Here is a 25237-nt window from a genome sequence, read left to right on the forward strand (position 1 = left end):
CTCCTCCAACACGGAACAGACCTTACGAGGTCCGGGGCGCGCCGCGCACACGGGCCGCCGCTGTCACTCCGAGGAGTGGTCCCGGGCGCCGCGCCAGCCGGTGGTCGGCAGGGCGAACTTGGCCACCAGCCGGTCGGTGAAGGAGGCGTGGTGCAGCCGGGCGAGCCGGACCGGCACCGCGCCGCGCCGGACCTCGACCCGGGCGCCGGGCGGCAGCTCGATGGTGCGGCGGCCGTCGCACCACAGCACGCCCGGCGGGACGTGCGGGAGCACCTCGACGGCGAGGACCGAGTCGGGGGAGGTGACCAGCGGCTTGGCGAACAGGGCGTGCGCGCTGATCGGCACCATGAGCAGCGCCTCCACCTCGGGCCACACCACAGGTCCGCCGGCGGAGAAGGCGTAGGCGGTGGAGCCGGTGGGGGTGGAGAGCACGATGCCGTCGCAGCCGAACGCGGTGACCGGGCGGCCGTCGATCTCCAGTACCACTTCGAGCATCTTCTCGGCGGACACCTTCTGCACGGCCGCCTCGTTCAGCGCCCAGTCGGTGTGCACGATGTCACCGTTGCGGTGCACGACCACGTCGATGGTCATGCGCTCCTCGACCTCGTAGGAGCGGGCCACCACCCGGTCCACCACCCGGTCGAGGTCGTCCCGCTCGGCCTCGGCGAGGAAGCCGACGCTGCCGAGGTTGACACCGAGCATCGGCACCCCGGAGGCGCGGGCGAACTCGGCGCCGCGCAGCAGGGTGCCGTCACCGCCGAGGACGATGAGCAGTTCGCAGCCGTCGAGTGACTGCGGCGTCGCTTCCTTGACGAGCTCGACCCCGCCCCCTCCCGGCAGCGGCAGGTCGCACGCCTCCTCCTCCAGCACCCGCACCCCGATGCCGGACCGCAGCAGTCCCTTGACCACGAGTTCCGCACTGCGGATCGCCGCGGGACGCCCGGTGTGGGCGAGCAGGAAAACAGTACGCGCTCGGTTCTGTGTCAACGCGGCCCCTCCGCCACTGCACGATCGATGTCGGCCGGGTCGATCTCGGGGGCTCCGGCGCGCAGCCAGAGAAAGTACTCGACGTTGCCGGACGGGCCCGGCAGCGGACTCGCGGTGACTCCTCGCACCCCGAGACCCAGCTCCCACGCCTTGTCGGCCACCCCGCGCACGGCCTCCGCCCGCAGCTGCGGACTCCGTACGACACCCCCGCTGCCCAGCCGTTCCTTACCCACCTCGAACTGCGGTTTCACCATCATCACCAGATCCGCGTCCGGCGTCACGCACCGCTTGAGGGCGGGCAGCACCAGATGGAGCGGGATGAAGGACAGATCGCCCACCACCAGGTCCACCGGCTTCCCGTCAATCCCCTCCAGCGTCAACTCGCGTACGTTCGTACGGTCCTTGACGACGACCCGTTCATCGTTGCGGAGAGACCAGGCGAGTTGTCCGTATCCGACGTCCACGGCGACGACCTGGGCGGCGCCCGCGCGGAGCAGGACGTCGGTGAAGCCGCCGGTGGAGGCGCCGGCGTCCAGGGCGCGGCGGCCCTCGACGACGAGCCCCTCGGGGACGAAGGCGGCGAGCGCGCCGGCCAGCTTGTGGCCGCCGCGCGAGACGTAGTCGGGGTCGGTGTCGTCGCTCAGCACCACGATCGCGGCGGCGGTCTCCACCTGGGTGGCCGGTTTGGTCGCCACGGTCTTGCCGACGGTGACCCGGCCGGCGGCGATCAGCTGGCTGGCGTGCTCGCGCGAGCGCGCCAGCTTGCGGCGGACCAGTTCCGCGTCGAGACGGCGGCGTGCGACTCCTGCCACGTTCGGTTCAGCTCCTGCTCAAGTCTTCGTGCTTTGGTACGGGCGGTGCGGGCGGCGCCTCACCGTGGGGCGGGCGCCGGAGGGTCCGGGCGGGCGTCGAGCGCGTCCAGCGCGTCGCGCAGCCCCCGGTGTACATCCTCGTACACGCCGAGGTGCCCGTCGGTGGGCAGGTGGTCGGCGTCGGCCAGCCGGGCCAGGCGGGCGTCGACCCCGGCGTCCCCGGTGGGGGTGCGGGGGACGGCCAGGGGCGCCGGGGCCGAGGGGTCGGAATCGGGCGCCGGGGGCACCGGCTCGGGCGCGGACTCGCTCATGCCCAGACGCTACCGCGAACGCCTGGGGTACCGTCGTGCCCGATGGCCACGATCGATGAGTGCCGTACGGCACTGGAGAAGCTTTCGGACAGCATGAGCGGCGCCGAGGGTGACGTCGGCGCGGCAGCCGCGCTGGACCGCTCGGTGAGCTGCCATGTCACCGACCTGGACGTCACCTTCGCCGGGCGCATGCGAGGCGGCCGGATCGAGGTGGCCGAGACCCTGCCCGGCCCCCCGGGGGAGCGGGCCCAGATCCGGCTGGCGCTGACCGGGGACGACCTGGTGGCCCTGGTGGACGGCGAGCTGAACTTCGCCTCCGCCTGGGGTTCGGGCCGGGTCAAGCTGGAGGCGGGTCTGATGGACCTGTTCCGGCTCAGGAAGCTGCTGTGACCCCGCCGGCCCGAGGTGCCGTCCGCGCCTTGCGGGCGGCTGGCACGACCAGCGGGGTCCCGGTCTCGGGGTCGTCGATGACCTGGCAGCGCAGCCCGAAGACCCGCTCGACCAGTTCGGCGGTGACGATCTCGTTCGGCGCGCCCTGGGCGATGACCTCGCCGCCGCGCAGCGCGATGAGGTGCGTGGCGTAGCGCGCCGCGTGGTTGAGGTCGTGCAGCACGGCGACCAGGGTGCGGCCCTGCGTCTCGTGCAGCTCGGCGCAGAGGTCGAGGACGTCGATCTGGTGCTGGATGTCGAGATAGGTGGTCGGTTCGTCCAGGAGCAGCAGCGGGGTCTGCTGGGCCAGGGCCATGGCGATCCAGACGCGCTGGCGCTGGCCGCCGGAGAGTTCGTCCACGTAGCGCTCGGCCAGTTCCGCGACGCCGGTCTGCGCCATGGACTCGTTCACCACCCGCTCGTCCTCGGCGGACCACTGGCGCAGCAGCCCCTGGTGCGGGTAGCGGCCCCGGCCGACGAGGTCGGCGACGGTGATGCCGTCGGGCGCGACGGAGGACTGCGGGAGCAGGCCCAGGGTGCGGGCCACCTTCTTGGCGGGCAGCGAGTGGATGGCCTGCCCGTCGAGCAGCACCTGGCCCTCGGCCGGCTTGAGCATCCGGGACAGCGCCCGCAGCAGGGTGGACTTGCCGCACGCGTTGGGGCCGACGATCACGGTGAAGGAGTTGTCGGGTATCTCCACCGACAGCCGCTCGGCGATGACGCGCTGTTCGTAGGCGAGGGTGACGTTCTCGGCGGACAGGCGGTTCACGGTGTTGGCACTCCTAGGAAGATTCGACTTCGGTCCGCGGGCTTCGGCGCTCATACCCGGCCCGCCCGGCGCTCGCCGACCAGCAGCCACAGCAGGTAGGCGCCGCCGACGACACCGGTGACCACGCCGACGGGCAGCTGGTCGGCGCCGAAGAGGCGCTGGCAGACCCAGTCGGCGGTGACCAGCAGGACCGCGCCCATGCACAGGGACGGCACGAGGTTGGGGCCCGGCGAGCGGGTCAGCCGCCGGGCGAGCTGCGGCGCGGTGAGCGCGACGAAGCCGACGGGACCGGCGGCGGCCGTCGCGGCGGCGGTGAGCAGCACGGCGCAGGTCATCAGCACCAGCCGTACCCGGTGCACCCGCACCCCGAGGGCGTACGCCACGTCGTCGCCCATCTCCAGCATCCTGAGCGCCCGCCCGTTGGCGAGGACCACGGGGACGACGACCGCGCACAGGATCAGCAGCGGCCAGACCTGGGTCCAGTCCCGGCCGCTGAGGGACCCGGTCATCCAGACCACCGCGCGGGCGGCGTCGACGATGTCGGCCTTGGTGATCAGGTAGCCGTTGACGGCGGTGAGCACGGCGGAGACGCCGATGCCGACCAGTACCAGCCGGTAGCCGTGCACCCCCTGCTTCCAGGCGAGCAGATAGATGCCGAGGCCGGTGACCAGGCCGCCGACCAGCGCGCCCGCCGTGACGGCGGCGGCACTGCCGGAGAACAGCACGATCATCACCAGGGCGCCCGCGGTGGAGCCCTGGGCGAGGCCGAGCACGTCGGGGCTGCCCAGCGGGTTGCGGGAGATCGACTGGAACAGCGCCCCGCCGAGCCCCAGCGACGCGCCGACCAGCAGCCCGACCAGCAGCCGGGGCAGCCGCAGCTCGTTGACGATGAAGTCCTGGTACGGGTTGCCGTTCCCGAACAGGGTCCGCAGCACGTCCATGACGGGGATGTGGGCGTCGCCGGTGCCGATCAGGGCCACACCGGCGGCCAGCACGGCGACCAGCAGCAGGACGACGACGATCAGGGAGCGCGGGTCCAGGCGCAGCGAGAGCCCGCCGGGGGTGCGTACCGCACGGCTCCGGGAGAGTGTCTTCACAGTTGCGCCGTCCTCCGCCGTCGTACGAGAAAGATGAAGACCGGGCCGCCGATCAGCGCGGTGATGATGCCGACCTGGATCTCGGCGGGCCGGGCGACGAGCCGGCCCACGATGTCGGCGCCGAGCAGCAGCACCGGCGACAGCACGGCGGCATACGGAAGAATCCAGCGCAGGTCGGGCCCGGTGAAGGAGCGCACCACGTGCGGCACCATCAGGCCGACGAACATGACCGGGCCGCAGGAGGCGGTCGCGGCGCCGCACAGCACGGTCGCCGCCAGCATGGCCAGCGCGCGGGTGCGGTTGAGGTGCGCGCCGAGCGCGCGGGCGGTGTCGTCGCCCATCTCCATGGCGTTCAGCGGCCGGGCCAGCGCCAGCGAGAGGACCATGCCGGCCAGCAGGAACGGCAGCACCTGGATGATGGTCCGGTGATCGGCGGAGTCCAGCGAGCCGACCGTCCAGAAGCGCATCCGGGACAGCGCCTCGTCGTCCGTGATCATCACGGCCTGGAGGTACCCGTACAGCGCCGCCCCGATCGCGGTGCCGGCCAGCGCGAGCCGTACCGGGGTGGCGCCCCGGGTGCCGCCGAGGAACCACACCAGCGCGCCCACGGCGGCGGCCCCGGCGAACGCGAACCAGACGTACCCGCTCAGCGAGGTCACGCCGAAGAAGGTGATGGCGGTGACGACGGCCGCCGAGGCGCCCGCGTTGATGCCGAGCAGGCCGGGGTCGGCCAGCGGGTTGCGGGTGAGCGCCTGGAGCACCGAGCCGGACAGCCCGAACGCGGCCCCGGCCAGCAGACCGAGGACGGTGCGGGAGATACGGTCCCGGACGACGATGTCGGCGTAGGTGCCGCTGTCGTGGAACAGCCCGTGCCAGACGAGGTCCGGCGCCAGCGATTTGGCGCCGACACCGATACTCGCCATGGCGACGAACGCCAGCAGCACGACGGCCAGCAGCAGCCCGAGGGCACGCACCAGCCGTCGCTTCGGGGGCGCGGGGGCGGTCGCCGCGCGCTGTTCCGGAGGACTCTCGACCAACACGCGGTTAGGTTAGCCTATCCTCCTATTTGATCTCGATCCCGCCCGTCCGGCGGAGCCTCAGAGACCCAGCCTGGCCAGCGCCTTCTCCGCGTCCAGCGCGCAGGTGCCGTCCCCGGCCGCCGTCCAGGCCGCCGCGCACAGCGCCCGCAGACCGTCCAGCTCGGACCCCTCGCCCGTCAGCTCCAGCCGGTCCGGGCCGGCCGTCGCGGTCCAGCCCCCGCAGCGGAAGCCCTCGCCGTCCCTGGCCACCTCCGGCTGCCCGGTCAGCAGGCCGCGCAGGTCGGCGTCGACATAGGTCGGCCGGTGCTGCGGCGGCGCGGCGAGCAGCTGGGCGCCGTCGGTGACCCCGGTCAGCACCAGCAGCGAGTCGACCTCGCCGTTGTAGGCACCCTCGATGTCGGTGTCCAGCCGGTCCCCGACCACCAGCGGCCGCTCGGCTCCGGTGCGCAGGATGGTCTCCTTGTGCATCGGGGGCAGCGGCTTGCCCGCCACCTGCGGCTCGGCACCGGTCGCGATCCGGACGACCTCCACGGCCGCGCCGTTGCCCGGCGCGATGCCCCGCCCGCTCGGGATGGTCAGGTCCGTGTTGGACGCGAACCACGGCACCCCGCGCGCCACCGCGTACGACGCCTCCGCGAACCGCCCCCACGGGAAGTCCGGGCCGCCGTACCCCTGCGCCACCGCCGCCGGGTCGTCGTCCGCCGAGTCCACCGGGGTCAGCCCGCGCTCGCGCAGCGCCACCCGCAGCCCCTCGCCGCCGATCACCAGCACCCTGGCCCCGGCCGGCACCTGCTCGCTGATCAGCCGGGCCACCGCCTGCGCGGAGGTGATCACGTCCTCGGCGCCGGTCGGTATGCCCAGCTCGGTCAGGTGCCCGGCCACCGTGTCCGGGGTGCGCAGCGCGTTGTTGGTGACATACGCGAGGTGCATGCCGTCGGCACGGGCCCCGGCCAGCGAGTCCACGGCGTGCGCGATGGCCTCACCGCCCGCGTACACCACCCCGTCCAGGTCGAGCAGCGCCGTGTCGTACGCCTCGTGCAGGGGCCGCTCACTGCCCTCGGGGCTCGTCCTGACGCTCCGGCTCATCCGTATCGCTCCTCGTTCGACGTGTTTCCCCCGATCATCCCGCAACCCGTCCGCACACGTACGATGCCGGGATGAACATCGCAGGTCACTCGGAAGCAACGGCGCCCCGAGGTCTGGAGCTCACCCCGTTCCGCGGCCTTCGTTACGACCCCGAACGGGTCGGCAGCCTGGCCTCCGTCACCTCCCCGCCGTACGACGTGGTGGTACGGCCGGACGGCCTGCACCATCTCCAGGACGCCGACCCGTACAACATCGTCCGGCTGATCCTGCCCCAGGCCGACACGCCCGAGATCCGCAACGAACAGGCCGCCGACACCCTGCGCCGCTGGCTCGCCGCCGGCATCCTCGCCCCCGACCCGGTCCCCGCGCTGTACGTGTACGAGCAGCAGGACGCGGACGGGGACGGCCCGCTCCAGCGCGGTGTCATCGGGGCCCTGCGTGTCTCGGAGCCCGAAGAGGGCGTGGTCCTCCCGCACGAGGACGTGATGGACCCGGTGGTCGCCGACCGCGCCGGCCTGATGCGCGCCACCCGCGCCAACCTGGAACCCCTGCTGCTGACCTACCGCGGCGACGGCGCCGCCTCCGAGGCCATCGAGCGCACGGCGAAGCTCCCGCCCCTGCTGACGACCACCACCGAGGACGGCGTACGACATCGTCTGTGGCACCTCACCGACCCGGCCGAGCTGGCTGTCGTCCGCGAGGACCTCGCCCAGCACCAGGCGCTCATCGCCGACGGCCACCACCGCTGGGCCACCTACCGCCTGCTCCGCGCCGAGCAGCCCGCCCCCGGCCCCTGGGACCTGGGCCTGGTCCTGCTGGTCGACACCGCCCGCTATCCGCTGCGCGTCCGCGCCATCCACCGCCTGCTGCACGGCCTCCCGGTGGCGGACGCCCTGGCCGCCGTGGGCGACCTGTTCCGGGTACGGCACCTCGCGGTGTCCCTGCCCGAGGCGCTGGAGGCGCTCGGCGAGGCGGCCGCCGAGGGCAACGCCTTCCTGCTGGCCGGTGACGGCGACTTCCACCTGCTGGACCGTCCCGACCCCGCCCTGCTGGCCCGCGCGGTCCCGGTCGGCCACCCGGCCGCCTGGCGCTCCCTGGACGCGACGGTCCTGCACACCGCCCTCCTCGACCACATCTGGCACATCCCCGAGGACTCCCCCGCGCACATCGCCTACATCCACGACACGGCGGCGACCGTCGCCAAGGCGGAACGCGGCGGTGGCACGGCGGTGCTGCTGCATCCGGTACGCGAGGAGGTCGTGCGCGAGCTGGCGCGGCAAGGGGTGACGATGCCGCGCAAGTCGACGTCGTTCGGGCCGAAGCCGGCGTCGGGGCTGGTGCTGCGGGTGGTGGACATCTAGCGGATGCGTCCGGCTTCCGGGCATGAAAAAAGGGCGGGACCACTGGGGTCCCGCCCTTTCTGTTGTTCCGCGCGAGGATCAGTCCTCGGTGGAGTCCTTGATCTGGACGATCTTCGGCTCGTCGGCCTTGGGCTCGTCGGCCTCGGTCTCATCGGCCTTCGGCTCGACGGTCTCGGTCTCGACGGTCTCGGTCTCGACGGTCTCGGTCTCGACTGCCTCGGTCTCGACGGCCTCGGGCGCGTCCTCGTCCGAGGGCTCGTCGTCGGAGGCGTCGTCGGTCGTGGTGTTCTCGTCCACCACGACCGTCACCACGGTCTCGGTCTCGTCGTCGTCCTCGTCCATCGCGTCGACGAACTCGACACCGTCCAGCTCGGCGAGCCGGTCGGAGGCGTCGGTGCTGCCGTCACGGTCGGCCTCGACCGTCTTGGCGAACCACTCCCGTGCCTCGCCCTCCCGGCCGACGGCCAGCAGGGCGTCCGCGTAGGCGTAACGCAGCCGGGCGGTCCAGGGCTGGACGGAGCTGGAGGCCAGCTCCGGGCTCTGGAGAGTGACGATGGCCGCGTCGAGCTGGTCCAGGTCACGCCGGGCACCGGCGGCGACGAGCCGCATCTCGACCTGGCCGGCCTTGTCCAGCTTCTGCACCTCGGGGGCACCGGCCATGTCCAGCGCCTTCTCCGGACGCCCGAGCCCACGCTCGCAGTCCGCCATCACGGGCCACAGCTCGGTGTTGCCGGTCATCCGGCGGGCGGCGCGGAACTCGGCCAGGGCCTCGCTGTACTTCTGGTTCGCGTAGGCGGCGAAGCCGGCGGCCTCGCGCACGGCGGCCACACGGGACGCCAGACGCAGGGCGACCCTGGAGTAGCCGTAGGCACCCTCGGGGTCCTCGTCGATGAGCCGCGCGACCATCACCAGGTTCCTGGCGACGTCCTCCGCGAGCGTCTTCGGGAGGCTCAGCAGCTCCTGGTGAACGTCCTTGTCGATCTCGTTGCCGGTGACGTCGTCCGGGATCGGCAGGCGCTTGATCGGCTCGCGGTCGCGGTCGCGCTCGTCACGGCCCCGGTATCCACCGCGGTCGCCGCCCCGGTCGTCCCGGCGGTCGTCACGACCCCGGTACCCACCGCGCTCGCCCGGCCGGGCGCCACGGTCGTCACGGCCGCGGTATCCCCCACGGTCGCCGCCCCGGTCGTCCCGGCCACGGAAACCGCCCCGGTCACCACCACGGCTGTCGTCCCGACGGAACCCACCACGGTCGCCGCCACCACGGCGGTCGTCGTCGCGGCGGAAGGAAGGACGGTCGCCGGAGCGCTCGTCACGACGGAAGGGGGGACGGTCGCCGCCACGGTCGTCACGGCCACGGAAGCCGCCACGGTCATCGCCACGGCGGTCATCGCGACGGTCGTCGCGGCGGAAGTCGCCACGGCTGTCGTCACGACGGAACGCGGGACGGTCGCCCGAGCGCTCGTCGCGGCGGAAGGACGGACGCTCCCCGCCACGGCGGTCGTCGTCACGACGGAACGCGGGACGGTCGCCGCCACGGTCGTCGCGGCCACGGAACCCACCACGGTCGTCACCACGACGGTCGTCACGGCGGAAGTCACCACGGCTGTCGTCACGACGGAACGCCGGCCTGTCGCCGGAACGCTCGTCGCGGCGGAAGGACGGACGGTCCCCACCACGGCGGTCGTCGTCACGACGGAACGAGGGGCGGTCGCCGGAGCGGTCGTCGCGGCGGAACGAGGGGCGGTCGCCGCCACGGTCGTCACGGCCACGGAAGCCGCCACGGTCATCGCCACGACGGTCGTCGCGGCGGAAGTCACCACGGCTGTCATCGCGACGGAACGCGGGACGGTCGCCGCCACGGTCGTCGCGACGGAACGAGGGGCGGTCGCCGCCACGGTCGTCACGGCCACGGAACCCACCACGGTCGTCACCACGACGGTCGTCACGGCGGAAGTCACCACGGCTGTCGTCACGGCGGAAGGACGGACGGTCGCCGCCACGACGGTCGTCGTCGCGACGGAACGACGGGCGGTCGCCGCCGCGGTCGTCACGACCGCGGAACCCACCACGGCTGTCGCCACCGCGGCTGTCGTCACGACGGAACGCGGGACGGTCGCCGCCACGACGGTCATCGTCACGGCGGAAGGACGGACGGTCGCCGGAGCGGTCGTCGCGGCGGAAACCGCCACGGTCGCCACCACGGCTGTCGCCACCACGGTCACCGCCGCGGTCGTCGCGGCGGAAGGAGGGACGGTCGCCGGAACGACGGTCGTCGCCACGGTCGTTGGACCGACGCGGGCCGCCGCGGTAGCCGCCACGATCACCGCGGTCACCACTGTCCCGTCGCCGCTGGTCGCGCTCCGGTCGGTCGTCGGGAGAGTTGGTGGACATCGGGTGACTCCTGTCTTCGGGCACTACAAGCATTGTAAAAACAAAAGGACCCCTGGTCCCAGCTGAACGCTGGGACCAGGGGTCCTCCAAAGATTGTTCGGCGGCGTCCTACTCTCCCACAGGGTCCCCCCTGCAGTACCATCGGCGCTGTGAGGCTTAGCTTCCGGGTTCGAAATGTAACCGGGCGTTTCCCTCACGCTATGACCACCGAAACCCTAATGGTTTCGAGCGAACAAGCACACTTTTTATTTGTGAGTTCGAGTTCAGCTCTGAACCGGCAACTGTTCGTTGCCTCAGAACTTACACAGTGGACGCGAGCAACTGAGGACAAGCCCTCGGCCTATTAGTACCAGTCAACTCCACCCGTTACCAGGCTTCCATATCTGGCCTATCAACCCAGTCGTCTACTGGGAGCCTTACCCTCTCAAGGAGGCGGGAATACTCATCTCGAAGCAGGCTTCCCGCTTAGATGCTTTCAGCGGTTATCCCTCCCGAACGTAGCCAACCAGCCATGCCCTTGGCAGGACAACTGGCACACCAGAGGTTCGTCCGTCCCGGTCCTCTCGTACTAGGGACAGCCCTTCTCAATATTCCTACGCGCACAGCGGATAGGGACCGAACTGTCTCACGACGTTCTAAACCCAGCTCGCGTACCGCTTTAATGGGCGAACAGCCCAACCCTTGGGACCGACTCCAGCCCCAGGATGCGACGAGCCGACATCGAGGTGCCAAACCATCCCGTCGATATGGACTCTTGGGGAAGATCAGCCTGTTATCCCCGGGGTACCTTTTATCCGTTGAGCGACGGCGCTTCCACAAGCCACCGCCGGATCACTAGTCCCGACTTTCGTCCCTGCTCGACCCGTCGGTCTCACAGTCAAGCTCCCTTGTGCACTTACACTCAACACCTGATTGCCAACCAGGCTGAGGGAACCTTTGGGCGCCTCCGTTACTCTTTAGGAGGCAACCGCCCCAGTTAAACTACCCATCAGACACTGTCCCTGATCCGGATCACGGACCCAGGTTAGACATCCAGCACGACCAGACTGGTATTTCAACGACGACTCCACACACACTGGCGTGCATGCTTCAAAGTCTCCCAGCTATCCTACACAAGCCGAACCGAACACCAATATCAAACTGTAGTAAAGGTCCCGGGGTCTTTCCGTCCTGCTGCGCGAAACGAGCATCTTTACTCGTAGTGCAATTTCACCGGGCCTATGGTTGAGACAGTCGAGAAGTCGTTACGCCATTCGTGCAGGTCGGAACTTACCCGACAAGGAATTTCGCTACCTTAGGATGGTTATAGTTACCACCGCCGTTTACTGGCGCTTAAGTTCTCAGCTTCGCCACCCCGAAGAGTGACTAACCGGTCCCCTTAACGTTCCAGCACCGGGCAGGCGTCAGTCCGTATACATCGCCTTACGGCTTCGCACGGACCTGTGTTTTTAGTAAACAGTCGCTTCTCGCTGGTCTCTGCGGCCACCCCCAGCTCACGGAGCAAATCCGATCACCAGTGATGGCCCCCCTTCTCCCGAAGTTACGGGGGCATTTTGCCGAGTTCCTTAACCATAGTTCACCCGAACGCCTCGGTATTCTCTACCTGACCACCTGAGTCGGTTTAGGGTACGGGCCGCCATGAAACTCGCTAGAGGCTTTTCTCGACAGCATAGGATCATCCACTTCACCACAATCGGCTCGGCATCAGGTCTCAGACTATGTGCAAGGCGGATTTGCCTACCTTGCGTCCTACACCCTTACCCCAGGACAACCACCGCCTGGGCTGGACTACCTTCCTGCGTCACCCCATCACTCACCTACTAACCGCTTGGGCTGGCGGCTCCACCACTTTCCATTCCCCGAAGGGTCCGGAACGGCTTCACGGCCTTAGCATCACGATGCTCGATGTTTGACGCTTCACAGCGGGTACCGGAATATCAACCGGTTATCCATCGACTACGCCTGTCGGCCTCGCCTTAGGTCCCGACTTACCCTGGGCAGATCAGCTTGACCCAGGAACCCTTAGTCAATCGGCGCAAACGTTTCTCACGTTTGTATCGCTACTCATGCCTGCATTCTCACTCGTGAACCGTCCACAACTCGCTTCCGCGGCTGCTTCACCCGGCACACGACGCTCCCCTACCCATCCATACAGGCGTTGGCCCTATTGTATGAATGACACGACTTCGGCGGTACGCTTGAGCCCCGCTACATTGTCGGCGCGGAATCACTAGACCAGTGAGCTATTACGCACTCTTTCAAGGGTGGCTGCTTCTAAGCCAACCTCCTGGTTGTCTCTGCGACTCCACATCCTTTCCCACTTAGCGTACGCTTAGGGGCCTTAGTCGATGCTCTGGGCTGTTTCCCTCTCGACCATGGAGCTTATCCCCCACAGTCTCACTGCCGTGCTCTCACTTACCGGCATTCGGAGTTTGGCTAAGGTCAGTAACCCGGTAGGGCCCATCGCCTATCCAGTGCTCTACCTCCGGCAAGAAACACACGACGCTGCACCTAAATGCATTTCGGGGAGAACCAGCTATCACGGAGTTTGATTGGCCTTTCACCCCTAACCACAGGTCATCCCCCAGGTTTTCAACCCTGGTGGGTTCGGTCCTCCACGAAGTCTTACCTCCGCTTCAACCTGCCCATGGCTAGATCACTCCGCTTCGGGTCTTGAGCGCGCTACTGAATCGCCCTATTCGGACTCGCTTTCGCTACGGCTTCCCCACACGGGTTAACCTCGCAACACACCGCAAACTCGCAGGCTCATTCTTCAAAAGGCACGCAGTCACGAGATATGTGCAAGCACATATCCGACGCTCCCACGGCTTGTAGGCACACGGTTTCAGGTACTATTTCACTCCGCTCCCGCGGTACTTTTCACCATTCCCTCACGGTACTATCCGCTATCGGTCACCAGGGAATATTTAGGCTTAGCGGGTGGTCCCGCCAGATTCACACGGGATTTCTCGGGCCCCGTGCTACTTGGGTGTCTCTCAAACGAGCCGCTGATGTTTCGACTACGGGGGTCTTACCCTCTACGCCGGACCTTTCGCATGTCCTTCGCCTACATCAACGGTTTCTGACTCGTCCTGTCGCCGGCAGACGACAGAAGAGAGATCCCACAACCCCGCACACGCAACCCCTGCCGGGTCTCACACGTATACGGTTTGGCCTCATCCGGTTTCGCTCGCCACTACTCCCGGAATCACGGTTGTTTTCTCTTCCTGAGGGTACTGAGATGTTTCACTTCCCCTCGTTCCCTCCACACTGCCTATGTGTTCAGCAGCGGGTGACAGCCCATGACGACTGCCGGGTTTCCCCATTCGGAAACCCCCGGATCAAAGCCTGGTTGACGGCTCCCCGGGGACTATCGTGGCCTCCCACGTCCTTCATCGGTTCCTGGTGCCAAGGCATCCACCGTGCGCCCTTAAAAACTTGGCCACAGATGCTCGCGTCCACTGTGCAGTTCTCAAACAACGACCAGCCACCCATCACCCCACCAGACAAGCTGGTGAGTGCACTGGGGCCGGCGAATGAGGGGATTCATTCCCTCAGACACCCAACAGCGTGCCCGACACCCTTCCCCGCTTCCATCCGTTCCACGCCGAAGCAGTACTAGGAGAAAGTCAGTGAAGTGTGCCGAATAGTCAACGTTCCACCCATGAGCAACCAGCATCGAACATTCGCCGATGTACTGGCCCCTGACCAACCGAAGTTGGTAAGAAGTGCTCCTTAGAAAGGAGGTGATCCAGCCGCACCTTCCGGTACGGCTACCTTGTTACGACTTCGTCCCAATCGCCAGTCCCACCTTCGACAGCTCCCTCCCACAAGGGGTTGGGCCACCGGCTTCGGGTGTTACCGACTTTCGTGACGTGACGGGCGGTGTGTACAAGGCCCGGGAACGTATTCACCGCAGCAATGCTGATCTGCGATTACTAGCAACTCCGACTTCATGGGGTCGAGTTGCAGACCCCAATCCGAACTGAGACAGGCTTTTTGAGATTCGCTCCACCTCACGGTTTCGCAGCTCATTGTACCTGCCATTGTAGCACGTGTGCAGCCCAAGACATAAGGGGCATGATGACTTGACGTCGTCCCCACCTTCCTCCGAGTTGACCCCGGCAGTCTCCTGTGAGTCCCCATCACCCCGAAGGGCATGCTGGCAACACAGAACAAGGGTTGCGCTCGTTGCGGGACTTAACCCAACATCTCACGACACGAGCTGACGACAGCCATGCACCACCTGTACACCGACCACAAGGGGGGCACCATCTCTGATGCTTTCCGGTGTATGTCAAGCCTTGGTAAGGTTCTTCGCGTTGCGTCGAATTAAGCCACATGCTCCGCTGCTTGTGCGGGCCCCCGTCAATTCCTTTGAGTTTTAGCCTTGCGGCCGTACTCCCCAGGCGGGGCACTTAATGCGTTAGCTGCGGCACCGACGACGTGGAATGTCGCCAACACCTAGTGCCCACCGTTTACGGCGTGGACTACCAGGGTATCTAATCCTGTTCGCTCCCCACGCTTTCGCTCCTCAGCGTCAGTAATGGCCCAGAGATCCGCCTTCGCCACCGGTGTTCCTCCTGATATCTGCGCATTTCACCGCTACACCAGGAATTCCGATCTCCCCTACCACACTCTAGCTAGCCCGTATCGACTGCAGACCCGAGGTTAAGCCTCGGGCTTTCACAATCGACGTGACAAGCCGCCTACGAGCTCTTTACGCCCAATAATTCCGGACAACGCTTGCGCCCTACGTATTACCGCGGCTGCTGGCACGTAGTTAGCCGGCGCTTCTTCTGCAGGTACCGTCACTTTCGCTTCTTCCCTGCTGAAAGAGGTTTACAACCCGAAGGCCGTCATCCCTCACGCGGCGTCGCTGCATCAGGCTTTCGCCCATTGTGCAATATTCCCCACTGCTGCCTCCCGTAGGAGTCTGGGCCGTGTCTCAGTCCCAGTGTGGCCGGTCGCCCTCTCAGGCCGGCTACCCGTCGTCGCCTTGGTGAGCCATTACCTCACCAACAAGCTGATAGGCCGCGGGCTCATCCTTCACCGCCGGAGCTTTTAACCGCAGACCATGCGATCCGCAGTGTTATCCGGTATTAGACCCCGTTTCCAGGGCTTGTCCCAGAGTGAAGGGCAGATTGCCCACGTGTTACTCACCCGTTCGCCACTAATCCCCACCGAAGTGGTTCATCGTTCGACTTGCATGTGTTAAGCACGCCGCCAGCGTTCGTCCTGAGCCAGGATCAAACTCTCCGTGAATGTTTACTCGGCAAGTAAATTAATACAGCCGGTCGACACACACGAGAGCGGAACCATCGGAGGAATAGTCCGATGGTTCACAGCGTCCTCGCTGTGTTTTTTCAAAGGAACCTCGTCCCAGTCAGTGACTGGAGACGGGGTTATCAACATATCTGGCGTTGACTTTTAGCACGCTGTTGAGTTCTCAAGGAACGGTCGCTTCCTTTGTACTCACCCTCTCGGGCTTTCCTCCGGGCTTCCCTTCGGTGTTTCCGACTCTATCAGATCCTTTCGGCGTCTGATTCCCAGTCGGAGTGGGATTTTCTTGGGCTTTTCGGCTTTCGCCGTCCGGCCTTTCGACATTCACTACGTTAGCCGATCTCCGCTGTTACTCATAATCGAGTCTCGCGGAGTCGAATTCGGACGTGCGGGCACGCCGAAATCATCCCCGCCAGGGGAAGTCGTAGGTAGTGGGTGGCCGCTTCCGGCTGCAGGCGAATGCCGTACCCGGTTCAAGCGACTCGGACTACATTACGCATCCCACGGGGACGAGTCAACGTGACCTGCGTCTCGGGACATGGGCCCGGTAGGGGCTCACGGTGGGGTCGTCCGCGATCCAGAAGCGCCAGGGGTGGACGCCCCCGTCGCCGGCCACGCCGGTGCGCGGGCCGCTGCGTACCTGCTCAGGCGGGACGGGCGTGCCTGCCAGGACGCGGATCGGGGTGTCCCCCGGGGCGCAGGCGTCGGTGCCGTCGAGGGAGCGGTCGACGTCCAGGGCGGTCGCCAGGCGGGCCGGGCCCTTGGCCAGTTCCTTGTCGTTGCGGGCCGAAAGGCGGCGCTCGCGGGTCAGCTCGGCGCCCTCGACGATCTCGCCGGCGCGGAGCAGCACCCCGCTCGCGGTGCCCTCGGGGCCGCAGACGAGGTTCATGCAGTGCCACATGCCGTAGGTGAAGTAGACGTACACGTGGCCGGGCGGGCCGAACATCACGTCGTTGCGGGGGGTGCGGCCCCGGTAGGCGTGCGAGCCGGGGTCGTTCGGGCCGTCGTACGCCTCGACCTCCGTGAGGCGGAGGGCTGTCGGACCGTCGGGGGTGGTGCGGACGATCAGGCGGCCGAGGAGGTCGGGGGCGACCTCCAGGACGGGACGGTCGAAGAACTCCCGTGGCAGTGGCATACGGTCCGGGGGCGTGATCATGCCCTCCGAGGGTAGTGCAGCCGCACTGTCGTCCCGGCGGAACCGGTCGTGGCCGGTTCGCGTTTGTACGGGTCGAGGGTTCATTCGTAAAGGGAGAGTCAATGGCGTTCAAGAAGCTGCTCGCGAGCCTGGGGGCCGGGGGCGCCTCCGTGGAGACGGTGCTGACCGAGGTCAACGTGGTGCCCGGCGGTGTCGTCCAGGGTGAGGTCCGGATTCAGGGCGGCTCGGTCAACCAGAACATCGAGGGCCTGTCCGTGGGCCTCCAGGCCCGGGTGGAGGTGGAGAGCGGCGACCAGGAGTACAAGCAGGACGTCGAGTTCTCCAAGGTGTCGCTCGGCGGTGCCTTCGAGCTCCAGGCCGGAGCGGTGCACGCGGTGCCGTTCGGGCTGGAGATCCCCTGGGAGACCCCCGTCACGGTGATCGACGGGCAGGAGCTGCGCGGGATGCACATCGGGGTGACGACCGAGCTGCAGATCGCGCGGGCGGTGGACTCCTCCGACCTGGACCCGATCCGGGTGCACCCGCTGCCCGCGCAGAAGGCGCTGCTGGACGCCTTCATCCAGCTGGGCTTCCGCTTCAAGAGCGCCGACATGGAGCGCGGCCACATCCGGGGCACCCGGCAGCGGCTCCCCTTCTACCAGGAGATCGAGTTCTACCCGCCGTCGCAGTACCGGGGTCTGCACCAGGTCGAGGTCAGCTTCGTGGCCGACGACAACGCGATGGACGTCGTGCTGGAGATGGACAAGAAGCCGGGCCTCTTCAGCGAGGGCTCGGACACCTTCCGCTCCTTCCAGGTGGGTCTGCACGACTTCCACGGCACCGACTGGGCCGGTTACCTCAACCAGTGGCTGTCCGAGGTCGGCAGCCGGCGGAACTGGTTCTAAGGTCGGAAGGACCGAACGGAACGATCAGCAGGAGGTATCGACGTGACCGAGCACAAGCGGCGGCCGCTCCCCCATGAGTTCCATCCGCCCGTGCCGTCGTTCACGGTGACGAGTGAGGACATCACCGAGGGCGGGACGCTGAAGGACGCCCAGGTGCAGTCGGAGGGGAACACCTCTCCCGAGCTGAGCTGGTCCGGCTTCCCGGCGGAGACCAAGAGCTTCGCCGTGACCTGCTTCGACCCGGACGCGCCGACCGGCAGCGGTTTCTGGCACTGGGTGGTCTTCGACATCCCGGCCTCGGTGACCGAGCTGGCGGCGGGCGCGGGCAGCGGTGACTTCGCGGAGCTGCCCAAGGGCGCGATCCAGGCGCGCAACGACTACGGCGCGCCGGGCTACGTCGGCGCGGCCCCGCCGCCCGGCGACGGATCGCACCGGTATGTGTTCACGGTGTACGCGGTGGACGAGGAGAAGCTGGGGATCGGCGCGGACGCCACTCCGGCGGTCGTCGGCTTCAACCTGCGTTTCCACGCGCTGGCGCGTGCCCAGCTCATCGGGGAGTACGAGATTCCCGCGCAGGGCTGAGTACCCCTTCGGTGTTTGCCCGCCCCTGGTCTTGGAATTGATCAGGGGCGGGCGCTTTTTATTTCGTTGTCCATCTCGTTGCGTCCGTCCAGAGTTGATCCAGGTCCGCCGGGGGTGCGGACAGGCGCACGGGAGGTGGGCGGGATGCGTGGCACATTGGTCCTGAACGCGAGTTTCGAGCCGCTGTCGACGGTGACGGTGAACCGTGCCGTCGTGCTGGTGCTCCAGGACAAGGCGGTGGTGGAGCAGGCGCACACCGGGCTGCGGATGCGCGGCACGGCGGTGGACATGCCGGCGCCACGGGTGATCCGGCTGTGCAGATACGTAAGGGTGCCGTTCCGAAGACAAGCGCCGTGGTCGCGGCGGGGTGTGCTGGTGCGGGACCGGCACCGCTGCGCGTACTGCGGGCGGGCGGCGACCACGGTGGACCATGTGGTGCCCCGGGCGCAGGGGGGCGCGGACTCCTGGCTGAACACGGTGGCGTCCTGCGCGGAGGACAATCACCGCAAGGCGGACCGGACGCCGGCGCAGGCGGGGATGCCGTTGCTGCGGCAGCCGTTCGAGCCGACTCCGGCGGACGCGATGCTGCTGGCGCTGGGGTCGGCCGACTTCGCGGCGCTGCCGGAGTGGCTGGCGCCGCCCGCGGCGGCATAGGGCATGTATGACAGAGGGCCCGCTTTCCCCTGCCGGGAGAGCGGGCCCTCTGTCGTGTCCGGCTCAGTCGATGGTCGGGCGTTCGCGGCGGTCGGTGCCGGTGGCGGTGCCCTTGTTCTGCTGGGGTACGGCGCCCCCGCCGCCGCCCCCGCCTCCGCCGAAGTTGCCGAAGTTGCCCATGGCGCCGGAGAGGCCCTTGAGGGCGTCGCCGATCTCGCTGGGGACGATCCAGAGCTTGTTGGCGTCGCCCTCGGCGATCTTCGGGAGCATCTGGAGGTACTGGTAGGAGAGGAGCTTCTGGTCCGGGTCGCCCGCGTGGATGGCCTCGAAGACGGTGCGTACGGCCTGGGCCTCGCCCTCGGCGCGGAGGGCGGCGGCCTTGGCCTCACCCTCGGCGCGCAGGATCTGGGACTGCTTCTCGCCCTCGGCGGTGAGGATGGCGGCCTGCCGGGTGCCCTCGGCGGTGAGGATCGCGGCGCGCTTGTCGCGGTCGGCACGCATCTGCTTCTCCATCGAGTCCTGGATGGAGGTGGGCGGCTCGATGGCCTTCAGCTCGACACGGTTGACGCGGATGCCCCACTTGCCGGTGGCCTCGTCGAGGACGCCGCGCAGGGCCGCGTTGATCTCCTCGCGGGAGGTCAGGGTCCGCTCCAGGTCCATGCCGCCGATGATGTTGCGCAGCGTGGTGACGGTGAGCTGCTCGATCGCCTGGATGTAGCTGGCGACCTCGTAGGTGGCGGCGCGGGCGTCGGTGACCTGGTAGTAGATGACGGTGTCGATGTTGACCACCAGGTTGTCCTGGGTGATCACCGGCTGGGGCGGGAACGGTACGACCTGTTCGCGCAGGTCGATGCGGTTGCGGATGGTGTCGATGAACGGGACGACGATGTTCAGGCCCGCGTTCAGGGTGCGCGTGTAGCGGCCGAAGCGCTCGACGATGGCGGCGCTGGCCTGTGGGATGACCTGGATGGTCTTGATCAGGGCGATGAAGACCAACACCACCAGAATGACCAGGACGATGATGACCGGTTCCATCGTGTTCCCCGTATCCCCTCTCCGCTTCGGTGCGCGCGGCGGATGCCGTGGCCGTGAAGGATCTTGCCGGTCGAGTCTGCCAGACCGTCCGGCAAGTCGCGTGCTGTTCGGTTCAGTTGAGTCGTGCGAGGTCAGATGACGAGCGCGGTGGCGCCGTCGATGTCGACGACGTCCACCTCCTGGCCGACGTCGTAGGCGCGGGCGGCGTCGAGGGCGCGGGCGGACCAGATCTCTCCGGCGAGCTTGACGCGTCCGCCGGAGCCGTCGACCCGTTCGGTGACGACGGCCTGTCTGCCCTTCAACGCGTCGATCCCGGTGGGCAGATGGGGGTGCCGGCTGCTGTGGCGGGCCGCGATCGGACGGACCACCGCGATCAGCGCGACGGAGACGATCACGAAGGCGAGGACCTGGACGACGATGCCGAAGCCGAGTCCGGCCGCGCCCGCGGCGACCACGGCCCCGACGGCGAGCATGCCGAATTCGGGCATGGCGGTGACGACGAGCGGGATTCCGAGGGCCACGGCGACGACGAGCCACCACACCCATGCGTCTATGGCGTTCACCCGGTCATGGTAGGTCCGGGGGCCGGGCCGCCGACAGGGTGCGGACGGACCGGTGGTGGCCGAAAGCGGCGGGTCAGCCGAGCGGGAGGCCGCGCGCGGTCCAGCGCTCGCCGGCCTGCTCGACGACGAGCGGGAGGCCGAAGCAGCGGGAGAGGTTGCGGGAGGTCAGTTCCAGCTCGATCGGTCCGGCGGCGAGCACCTTGCCCTGGCGGATCATGAGGACGTGGGTGAAGCCGGGGGCGATCTCCTCGACATGGTGGGTGACCATGATCATGGAGGGCGCGATGGGGTCGCGGGCGAGCCGGCCGAGGCGGCGGACCAGGTCCTCGCGGCCGCCGAGGTCGAGTCCCGCGGCGGGCTCGTCCAGGAGCAGCAGCTCGGGGTCGGTCATCAGGGCGCGGGCGATCAGGGTGCGCTTGCGCTCGCCCTCGGAGAGGGTGCCGAAGCGGCGTTCGAGGAAGTCGCTCATGCCGAGACGGTCGAGGAAGGCGCGGGCGCGCTGCTCGTCGACGTCCTCGTACTCCTCCTGCCAGCCGGCGGTCATGCCGTAGGCGGCGGTGAGGACGGTCTGGAGGACGGTCTGGCGCTTGGAGAGCTTCTCCGCCATGGCGATGCCGGCCATGCCGATGCGGGGGCGCAGGTCGAAGACGTCGACCTTGCCGAGGGTGTCGCCGAGGATGGTGGCGGTGCCCTGGGTGGGGAAGAGGTAGCTGGACGCGACGTTCAGGAGGGTGGTCTTGCCGGCGCCGTTGGGGCCGAGGATGACCCAGCGCTCGCCCTCCTTGACCGACCAGGAGACCTGGTCCACCAGAGCCCGGCCCTCACGGACCACGGATACGTCCTGAAGCTCCAGAACATCGCTCATGAGCGCGTTGTCTCCCCTTGATCTGCGGCCGGTCCCGGCTGTCGCGTACGCCTGTGGCTGGGTCGCCGCGCCGATGGGCGCAGCCCATATGAAATCTACGCCACGAGTGCCCCGCTCCATTCCATCGGTCCGGTCCTTAGGGTGGGGGCATGCTCACGGAACCACGTTCAGGACGCCTCGCCGCTTGGGGAAATGCCCTCTTGGTCGGACTTGTCTCGCCGGATGACGCCGTGCTGGCCGCTGTCGGTGACGACGCGGTGCACCGGGTGGCCGGGCTGCCGGGTGAGAACGGGGTGGTGGGTCTCACGTTGGCGCTGGGCCGGCTGCGGGCGCTCGGGGTGAGCGGGCTCAGGGTGGCACTGCCCGCGCCGGGGCATCCGCTGGGGCTGAGCGGTCCGCCGGACTTCAACGCGCGGGCGCTGGCCGCCGGGGAGGCGGTGGTGTGCACGGGGGCCGCCTTCGGGCTGGTGCCGGAGGTCTCCGAGGCGGGTCCGGCGGGCGACGTGCACGTGGAGGTGGTGTGGCACGTGCTCCCGGTGCGGGAGGCTCCCCCGGCCGACGTGCCCTCGCTCGGTGAGGCGGAGCGGGAGCTGGCGGAGGCGCTGCGGGAGGCCACCGAGGTGCTGTCCCGGCTGGACGTGGCGGGGTCGGGGCCGATGGCCGCGGCGGCGATCGACGCGTACCGGGCGCGTGCCGAGCGGGACGGGGAGGTGCTGGCGCCGGGGTATCCGCCGCGTGCCGCGCGGGTGCTGGAGCTGGCGGGGCGGGTGGGGCTGCTGGTCTCGCTGGCCGAGGAGCGGGGGCACGGCGGGGCGGTGAGCGCCTCGGAGATGGGGGCCCGCGCCGAGGCGTTGCGCCCGGTGGAGCGGACGGCGCGGCGGGCGCGGGTGGCGGCGTACAACTCGGTGGTGGAGGAGCGGGAGCGGCGCTGACGTCCCGGTTCAGTCGGTCATGCCGTGCCGTACGGCCCACAGGGCGGCCTGGGTGCGGTCGGCGAGGTCGAGCTTCATCAGGATGTTGGAGACATGCGTCTTGACGGTCTTCTCGGAGAGGACCAGGGCGCGGGCTATCTCCCGGTTGGAGCGGCCGTCGGCAATGAGGCCGAGTACCTCGCGCTCCCGTTCGGTGAGTGAACCGCCCCTCCCCTGGCCCGAGTTGGGCCCGTCCTGGGTGAGGAGGGCCTCGGCGACCTCGGGCTGGAGCAGGATGTGCCCGGCGTGCACGGAGCGGATGGCGGCGGCGAGCGCGTCGGGGTCGACGTCCTTGTAGACGTACCCGGCGGCGCCCGCGCGCAGGGCGGGGACGACGGTACGGCGCTCGGTGAAGCTGGTGACGATCAGTACGCGGGCGGGGTTGCCGCGTTCGCGGAGTCCGCGCAGGGCGTCGATGCCGTCGGTGCCCGGCATGAGGACGTCCATGAGGATCACGGCGGGCCGCAGTTCCTCGGCGCGGGCGATCCCCTCGGCGCCGTCGGCGGCCTCGCCGACCACTTCTATGTCGTCCTGCACCTCCAGGAAGGTGCGCAGTCCACGGCGGACGACCTGGTGGTCGTCGACGAGCAGCACCCGGATCGGCTCAGCCACCGGGGACCTCCATCTCGATCGCGGTGCCCTTGCCGGGCGCCGATTCCACGGTGAGTGAGCCGCCCACGCCGTCGGCCCGGTCCCGCATGGAGACGAGGCCGAGGTGGCGGCCGGCGCGGCGGACGGCGGTGGGGTCGAAGCCGCGCCCGTCGTCGGTGACCTTGAGGACGGCTCCCCGGCCGCGCCGCGCCAGGTCGACGTGGACGTTCTCGGCGCCGGAGTGGCGCAGGGCGTTGTGCAGGGCTTCCTGGGCGACGCGCAGCAGGGCCTCCTCCTGGGCGGCGGGCAGGGCGCGCAGGCCGTGGCCGCTGAAGGTGACGCGGGCGGTGTGGGCCCGGTCGAGCACCTGGATCTGGGTGCGCAGGGTGGCGGGCAGGCCGTCCTCGTCCAGGGCGGCGGGGCGCAACTCGACGACGGCGGCGCGCAGTTCGTCGGCGGCTTCGGCGGCGAGGGCGGCGACCTGGTGGAGTTCGTCCTTGGCGCGGGCGGGGTCGCGGTCCACGAGGGCGGTGGCGGCCTGGGCGGTCAGGCGCAGGGAGAACAGCTTCTGGCTGACGGCGTCGTGGAGTTCGTGGGCGAGACGGGAGCGTTCCTCGGCGATGGTCAGCTCGCGGCTGCGTTCGTAGAGGCGGGCGTTGGTCAGGGCGATGGCGGCGTGCTGGGCGAGGATGCCGAGCAGGTCCTCGTCCTCGGCGGTGAAGCCGCAACCGCCTTGTGGCTTGGGGCAGTTCTTGTTGGCGAGGAAGAGGGCGCCGATGATCTCGTCGCCGTCGCGGACGGGCAGGCCCAGGAAGTCGGCGAGTTCGGGGTGGGCGTCGGGCCAGCCCTCGAAGCGGGGGTCCTCGCGCACGTCGCCGAGGCGGACCGGGCGCCCCTCGCGCAGCATCGCGGCGAGGATGCCGTGCTGGCGGGGCAGCGGACCGATGGCCTTCCACTGGGCGTCGCTGACGCCGTCGACGACGAACTGGGCGAAGCCCCCGTGGTCGTCCGGGACGCCGAGGGCCGCGTACTGGGCGTCGAGCAGGTCGCGGGCGGAGGCGACGATCGTCTTGAGGACGTCGCGCACCTCCAGATGCCTGCTCATGGCCAGCAGCGCGGCGCTCACCGCGGCGAGACCGGACCGGGGACCTGGATGCATGCCCTCACGGTACCGGCGTGGTGCCAGGAGGCCTCACGAGGAGGTACAACGCGCGCGGGCGGGCGGGCACGCACAGACATCAGGGTGTGGGGGGAGTTTGCTAACGCAGAGAAGCGCACGATGAGCCCGGCGTGACATCGGGCCCGTACCGGTGTGAGCCCTCGCATAGGGCGCACATCACTTACGAACGGACATAGGAGACAGAGCACCCCTAGATGAACGGGGCGGATGGGCTGGTCTGTCCTGTTTTACGTGGACCTGATCCACTACCCGGCTTCGTACGTCACATCATTGCCAGGGCATTTTGCGGCCGCTAAGAATTGCTCATGTCGCTCAGCGCCGCGGTTCACCCCGCGGCGTTCGTGCTGGAGGAACCGATTTCCCCGGCGGACGCGAGAGCGACCTCCGCGCTAACGAAGAGGTCCATCAAGCCATGCCCAAGAACACCCTGAATCGTCGTCTCAGTCGCCCGCTCGAGAAGTTCTCCGCGCTGAACAAGCAGCACAAGATCGCCATCGCGGGTGTCAGCACCCTCGGCGCCGCTGCCATCGCCCTGTCCGCCGTTCCCGGCGGTGCCACGACCGTGGCCGGTGGTACCCCGGCCGTGGCCGCCAAGCCGGTGGCCGCCGAGCAGACCCAGACCCGCGACCTGCACGCCACGCTCAGCAGCCCGCTGACCGGCGACAAGGTCAAGCTCGACGCCATCAAGGCCAAGCAGCAGGCCGCTGCCAAGCAGAAGGCCGCCGACGCCGCGAAGAAGGCCGCGGCCGAGCGCAAGGCCGCCGAGTCGCGCTCCGCCAAGAAGGCCGCCGACCGGTCCGCGAAGCGTCCCCAGATGGAGACCGTCGCCGCCAAGACCTACAAGAACAACCTCGACGGCTGGATCCGCCAGTCGCTCGACATCATGCACTCCAAGGGCATCCCGGGCAGCTACCACGGCCTGCACAAGAACATCATGCGGGAGTCCTCCGGCAACCCCCGCGCCATCAACGGCTGGGACATCAACGCCATCAACGGCGTCCCGTCCAAGGGCCTGCTCCAGGTGATCCCGCCCACCTTCGCCACGTACCACGTGAAGGGCACCTCGAACGACATCTACGACCCGGTCGCCAACATCACCGCCGCCGCCAACTACGCGGCGCACCGGTACGGCTCGATCGACAACGTCAACAGCGCGTACTGAGGTCGGCGCGGACCTCTGAGACGACGCC

22 protein-coding genes and 3 rRNA genes are annotated in these 25237 nt (G+C 68.5%); 8 read left to right on the top strand and 17 right to left on the bottom strand.

Features of this window, described 5'->3' with window-relative positions:
• Positions 1–63: 63 nt before the first annotated feature.
• From D0Z67_RS05770 to D0Z67_RS05780, 3 genes are read right to left on the bottom strand one after another with little or no spacing between them, the layout of a single operon-like run.
• Complete coding sequence (locus D0Z67_RS05770) at positions 64–987, bottom strand: NAD kinase (protein WP_031183258.1); 924 nt, start codon at positions 985–987, stop codon at positions 64–66.
• A complete protein-coding gene (locus D0Z67_RS05775; RefSeq protein ID WP_031183259.1) occupies positions 984–1799 on the bottom strand; it encodes a TlyA family RNA methyltransferase in 816 nt (271 codons plus the stop codon). The genes D0Z67_RS05770 and D0Z67_RS05775 overlap by 4 nt, the downstream gene beginning before the upstream one ends.
• 59 nt (positions 1800–1858) lie before the next feature.
• Positions 1859–2110: a hypothetical protein gene (locus D0Z67_RS05780; RefSeq protein ID WP_031183260.1), complete on the bottom strand. Its 252-nt coding sequence runs from the start codon at positions 2108–2110 to the stop codon at positions 1859–1861.
• Between the two features lie 42 nt (positions 2111–2152).
• Here D0Z67_RS05780 and D0Z67_RS05785 point away from each other — a divergent pair, with 42 nt between their 5' ends.
• Entirely contained in the window at positions 2153–2500 is a 348-nt protein-coding gene (locus D0Z67_RS05785) for a sterol-binding protein (RefSeq protein ID WP_031183261.1), read from the top strand.
• Here the strand turns inward: D0Z67_RS05785 and D0Z67_RS05790 are convergent.
• From D0Z67_RS05790 to D0Z67_RS05805, 4 genes are read right to left on the bottom strand one after another with little or no spacing between them, the layout of a single operon-like run.
• Positions 2484–3362, bottom strand: coding sequence for an ABC transporter ATP-binding protein (locus tag D0Z67_RS05790; protein WP_199812236.1), 879 nt, complete (start codon positions 3360–3362; stop codon positions 2484–2486). The two genes, D0Z67_RS05785 and D0Z67_RS05790, sit on opposite strands and share 17 nt — an antisense overlap.
• On the bottom strand, positions 3359–4405 hold the full coding sequence (locus D0Z67_RS05795) for a FecCD family ABC transporter permease (protein WP_031183263.1): 1047 nt from the start codon (positions 4403–4405) through the stop codon (positions 3359–3361). The genes D0Z67_RS05790 and D0Z67_RS05795 overlap by 4 nt, the downstream gene beginning before the upstream one ends.
• Positions 4402–5445 (bottom strand): FecCD family ABC transporter permease, encoded by a 1044-nt coding sequence (locus D0Z67_RS05800; RefSeq protein WP_031183264.1) that lies wholly within the window; start codon positions 5443–5445, stop codon positions 4402–4404. Before D0Z67_RS05800 ends, D0Z67_RS05795 begins: the two co-directional genes overlap by 4 nt.
• A gap of 57 nt (positions 5446–5502) precedes the next feature.
• Positions 5503–6531 carry an HAD hydrolase-like protein gene (locus D0Z67_RS05805; RefSeq protein WP_031183265.1) on the bottom strand — a complete coding sequence of 343 codons (1029 nt, stop codon included), beginning with the start codon at positions 6529–6531 and terminating at the stop codon, positions 5503–5505.
• 71 nt (positions 6532–6602) lie between these two features.
• On the opposite strand from D0Z67_RS05805, the gene D0Z67_RS05810 reads away from it, so the two are divergent.
• Complete coding sequence (locus tag D0Z67_RS05810) at positions 6603–7892, top strand: DUF1015 family protein (protein WP_031183266.1); 1290 nt, start codon at positions 6603–6605, stop codon at positions 7890–7892.
• A gap of 78 nt (positions 7893–7970) precedes the next feature.
• On the opposite strand, the gene D0Z67_RS30095 is transcribed toward D0Z67_RS05810, so the two are convergent.
• Positions 7971–8906, bottom strand: a complete 936-nt coding sequence (locus D0Z67_RS30095) for an FUSC family protein (protein ID WP_234312900.1) — start codon at positions 8904–8906, stop codon at positions 7971–7973.
• Here D0Z67_RS30095 and D0Z67_RS30380 point away from each other — a divergent pair.
• Positions 8856–10349, top strand: a complete 1494-nt coding sequence (locus tag D0Z67_RS30380) for a hypothetical protein (protein ID WP_165507334.1) — start codon at positions 8856–8858, stop codon at positions 10347–10349. The genes D0Z67_RS30095 and D0Z67_RS30380 overlap by 51 nt on opposite strands.
• A 29-nt stretch (positions 10350–10378) precedes the next feature.
• Here D0Z67_RS30380 and rrf read toward each other — a convergent pair.
• The 4 genes from rrf to D0Z67_RS05850 form a co-directional block, all read right to left on the bottom strand.
• A 5S ribosomal RNA gene (rrf, locus tag D0Z67_RS05830) occupies positions 10379–10495 on the bottom strand.
• Positions 10496–10606: 111 nt separating this feature from the next.
• Positions 10607–13727 (bottom strand): 23S ribosomal RNA (locus tag D0Z67_RS05835).
• Between the two features lie 295 nt (positions 13728–14022).
• Positions 14023–15548 (bottom strand): 16S ribosomal RNA (locus tag D0Z67_RS05840).
• Together the 16S, 23S and 5S rRNA genes form the textbook arrangement of a ribosomal RNA operon.
• A 532-nt stretch (positions 15549–16080) precedes the next feature.
• Positions 16081–16722, bottom strand: a complete 642-nt coding sequence (locus D0Z67_RS05850) for a DNA-3-methyladenine glycosylase (RefSeq protein ID WP_031182128.1) — start codon at positions 16720–16722, stop codon at positions 16081–16083.
• Between the two features lie 101 nt (positions 16723–16823).
• Here D0Z67_RS05850 and D0Z67_RS05855 point away from each other — a divergent pair, with 101 nt between their 5' ends.
• The 3 genes from D0Z67_RS05855 (at position 16824) to D0Z67_RS05865 (ending at position 18842) form a co-directional block, all read left to right on the top strand.
• Entirely contained in the window at positions 16824–17606 is a 783-nt protein-coding gene (locus tag D0Z67_RS05855) for a sporulation protein (protein WP_031182127.1), read from the top strand.
• A 42-nt stretch (positions 17607–17648) separates the two neighbouring features.
• The gene (locus tag D0Z67_RS05860; RefSeq protein ID WP_031182126.1) at positions 17649–18188 is read left to right on the top strand and encodes a YbhB/YbcL family Raf kinase inhibitor-like protein; all 540 of its coding nucleotides are present in this window, start codon (positions 17649–17651) and stop codon (positions 18186–18188) included.
• Between the two features lie 144 nt (positions 18189–18332).
• Entirely contained in the window at positions 18333–18842 is a 510-nt protein-coding gene (locus tag D0Z67_RS05865; protein WP_031182125.1) for an HNH endonuclease, read from the top strand.
• Between the two features lie 63 nt (positions 18843–18905).
• Here the strand turns inward: D0Z67_RS05865 and D0Z67_RS05870 are convergent, their stop codons facing one another.
• The 3 genes from D0Z67_RS05870 to D0Z67_RS05880 form a co-directional block, all read right to left on the bottom strand.
• Positions 18906–19877: an SPFH domain-containing protein gene (locus D0Z67_RS05870; protein ID WP_031182124.1), complete on the bottom strand. Its 972-nt coding sequence runs from the start codon at positions 19875–19877 to the stop codon at positions 18906–18908.
• A 131-nt stretch (positions 19878–20008) separates the two neighbouring features.
• On the bottom strand, positions 20009–20440 hold the full coding sequence (locus D0Z67_RS05875; RefSeq protein WP_031182123.1) for an NfeD family protein: 432 nt from the start codon (positions 20438–20440) through the stop codon (positions 20009–20011).
• Between the two features lie 73 nt (positions 20441–20513).
• Positions 20514–21305: an ABC transporter ATP-binding protein gene (locus D0Z67_RS05880; protein ID WP_031182122.1), complete on the bottom strand. Its 792-nt coding sequence runs from the start codon at positions 21303–21305 to the stop codon at positions 20514–20516.
• 149 nt (positions 21306–21454) lie between these two features.
• Here D0Z67_RS05880 and D0Z67_RS05885 point away from each other — a divergent pair, with 149 nt between their 5' ends.
• Positions 21455–22237 carry a hypothetical protein gene (locus D0Z67_RS05885; protein ID WP_078873423.1) on the top strand — a complete coding sequence of 261 codons (783 nt, stop codon included), beginning with the start codon at positions 21455–21457 and terminating at the stop codon, positions 22235–22237.
• A gap of 9 nt (positions 22238–22246) precedes the next feature.
• Here D0Z67_RS05885 and D0Z67_RS05890 read toward each other — a convergent pair whose 3' ends face one another.
• A complete protein-coding gene (locus D0Z67_RS05890; protein ID WP_031182120.1) occupies positions 22247–22888 on the bottom strand; it encodes a response regulator in 642 nt (213 codons plus the stop codon).
• On the bottom strand, positions 22881–24026 hold the full coding sequence (locus D0Z67_RS05895) for a GAF domain-containing sensor histidine kinase (RefSeq protein WP_031182119.1): 1146 nt from the start codon (positions 24024–24026) through the stop codon (positions 22881–22883). Before D0Z67_RS05895 ends, D0Z67_RS05890 begins: the two co-directional genes overlap by 8 nt.
• Before the next feature lie 433 nt (positions 24027–24459).
• On the opposite strand from D0Z67_RS05895, the gene D0Z67_RS05900 reads away from it, so the two are divergent.
• Positions 24460–25209, top strand: a complete 750-nt coding sequence (locus D0Z67_RS05900; RefSeq protein WP_031182118.1) for a transglycosylase SLT domain-containing protein — start codon at positions 24460–24462, stop codon at positions 25207–25209.
• Positions 25210–25237: the final 28 nt, after the last annotated feature.

The organism is Streptomyces seoulensis (genome assembly GCF_004328625.1).
Taxonomy (GTDB): domain Bacteria; phylum Actinomycetota; class Actinomycetes; order Streptomycetales; family Streptomycetaceae; genus Streptomyces; species Streptomyces seoulensis.

Bases quoted from the DNA above. Each gene is read 5' to 3' on its own strand.
- D0Z67_RS05780 (WP_031183260.1), bottom strand. From the start codon at position 2,110: ATGAGCGAGTCCGCGCCCGAGCCGGTGCCCCCGGCGCCCGATTCCGAC.
- D0Z67_RS05785 (WP_031183261.1), top strand. From the start codon at position 2,153: ATGGCCACGATCGATGAGTGCCGTACGGCACTGGAGAAGCTTTCGGAC.
- D0Z67_RS05790 (WP_199812236.1), bottom strand. From the start codon at position 3,362: ATGAGCGCCGAAGCCCGCGGACCGAAGTCGAATCTTCCTAGGAGTGCC.
- D0Z67_RS05805 (WP_031183265.1), bottom strand. From the start codon at position 6,531: ATGAGCCGGAGCGTCAGGACGAGCCCCGAGGGCAGTGAGCGGCCCCTG.
- D0Z67_RS05810 (WP_031183266.1), top strand. From the start codon at position 6,603: ATGAACATCGCAGGTCACTCGGAAGCAACGGCGCCCCGAGGTCTGGAG.
- D0Z67_RS05850 (WP_031182128.1), bottom strand. From the start codon at position 16,722: ATGATCACGCCCCCGGACCGTATGCCACTGCCACGGGAGTTCTTCGAC.
- D0Z67_RS05855 (WP_031182127.1), top strand. From the start codon at position 16,824: ATGGCGTTCAAGAAGCTGCTCGCGAGCCTGGGGGCCGGGGGCGCCTCC.
- D0Z67_RS05865 (WP_031182125.1), top strand. From the start codon at position 18,333: ATGCGTGGCACATTGGTCCTGAACGCGAGTTTCGAGCCGCTGTCGACG.
- D0Z67_RS05870 (WP_031182124.1), bottom strand. From the start codon at position 19,877: ATGGAACCGGTCATCATCGTCCTGGTCATTCTGGTGGTGTTGGTCTTC.
- D0Z67_RS05880 (WP_031182122.1), bottom strand. From the start codon at position 21,305: ATGAGCGATGTTCTGGAGCTTCAGGACGTATCCGTGGTCCGTGAGGGC.
- D0Z67_RS05885 (WP_078873423.1), top strand. From the start codon at position 21,455: ATGCTCACGGAACCACGTTCAGGACGCCTCGCCGCTTGGGGAAATGCC.
- D0Z67_RS05895 (WP_031182119.1), bottom strand. From the start codon at position 24,026: ATGCATCCAGGTCCCCGGTCCGGTCTCGCCGCGGTGAGCGCCGCGCTG.
- D0Z67_RS05900 (WP_031182118.1), top strand. From the start codon at position 24,460: ATGCCCAAGAACACCCTGAATCGTCGTCTCAGTCGCCCGCTCGAGAAG.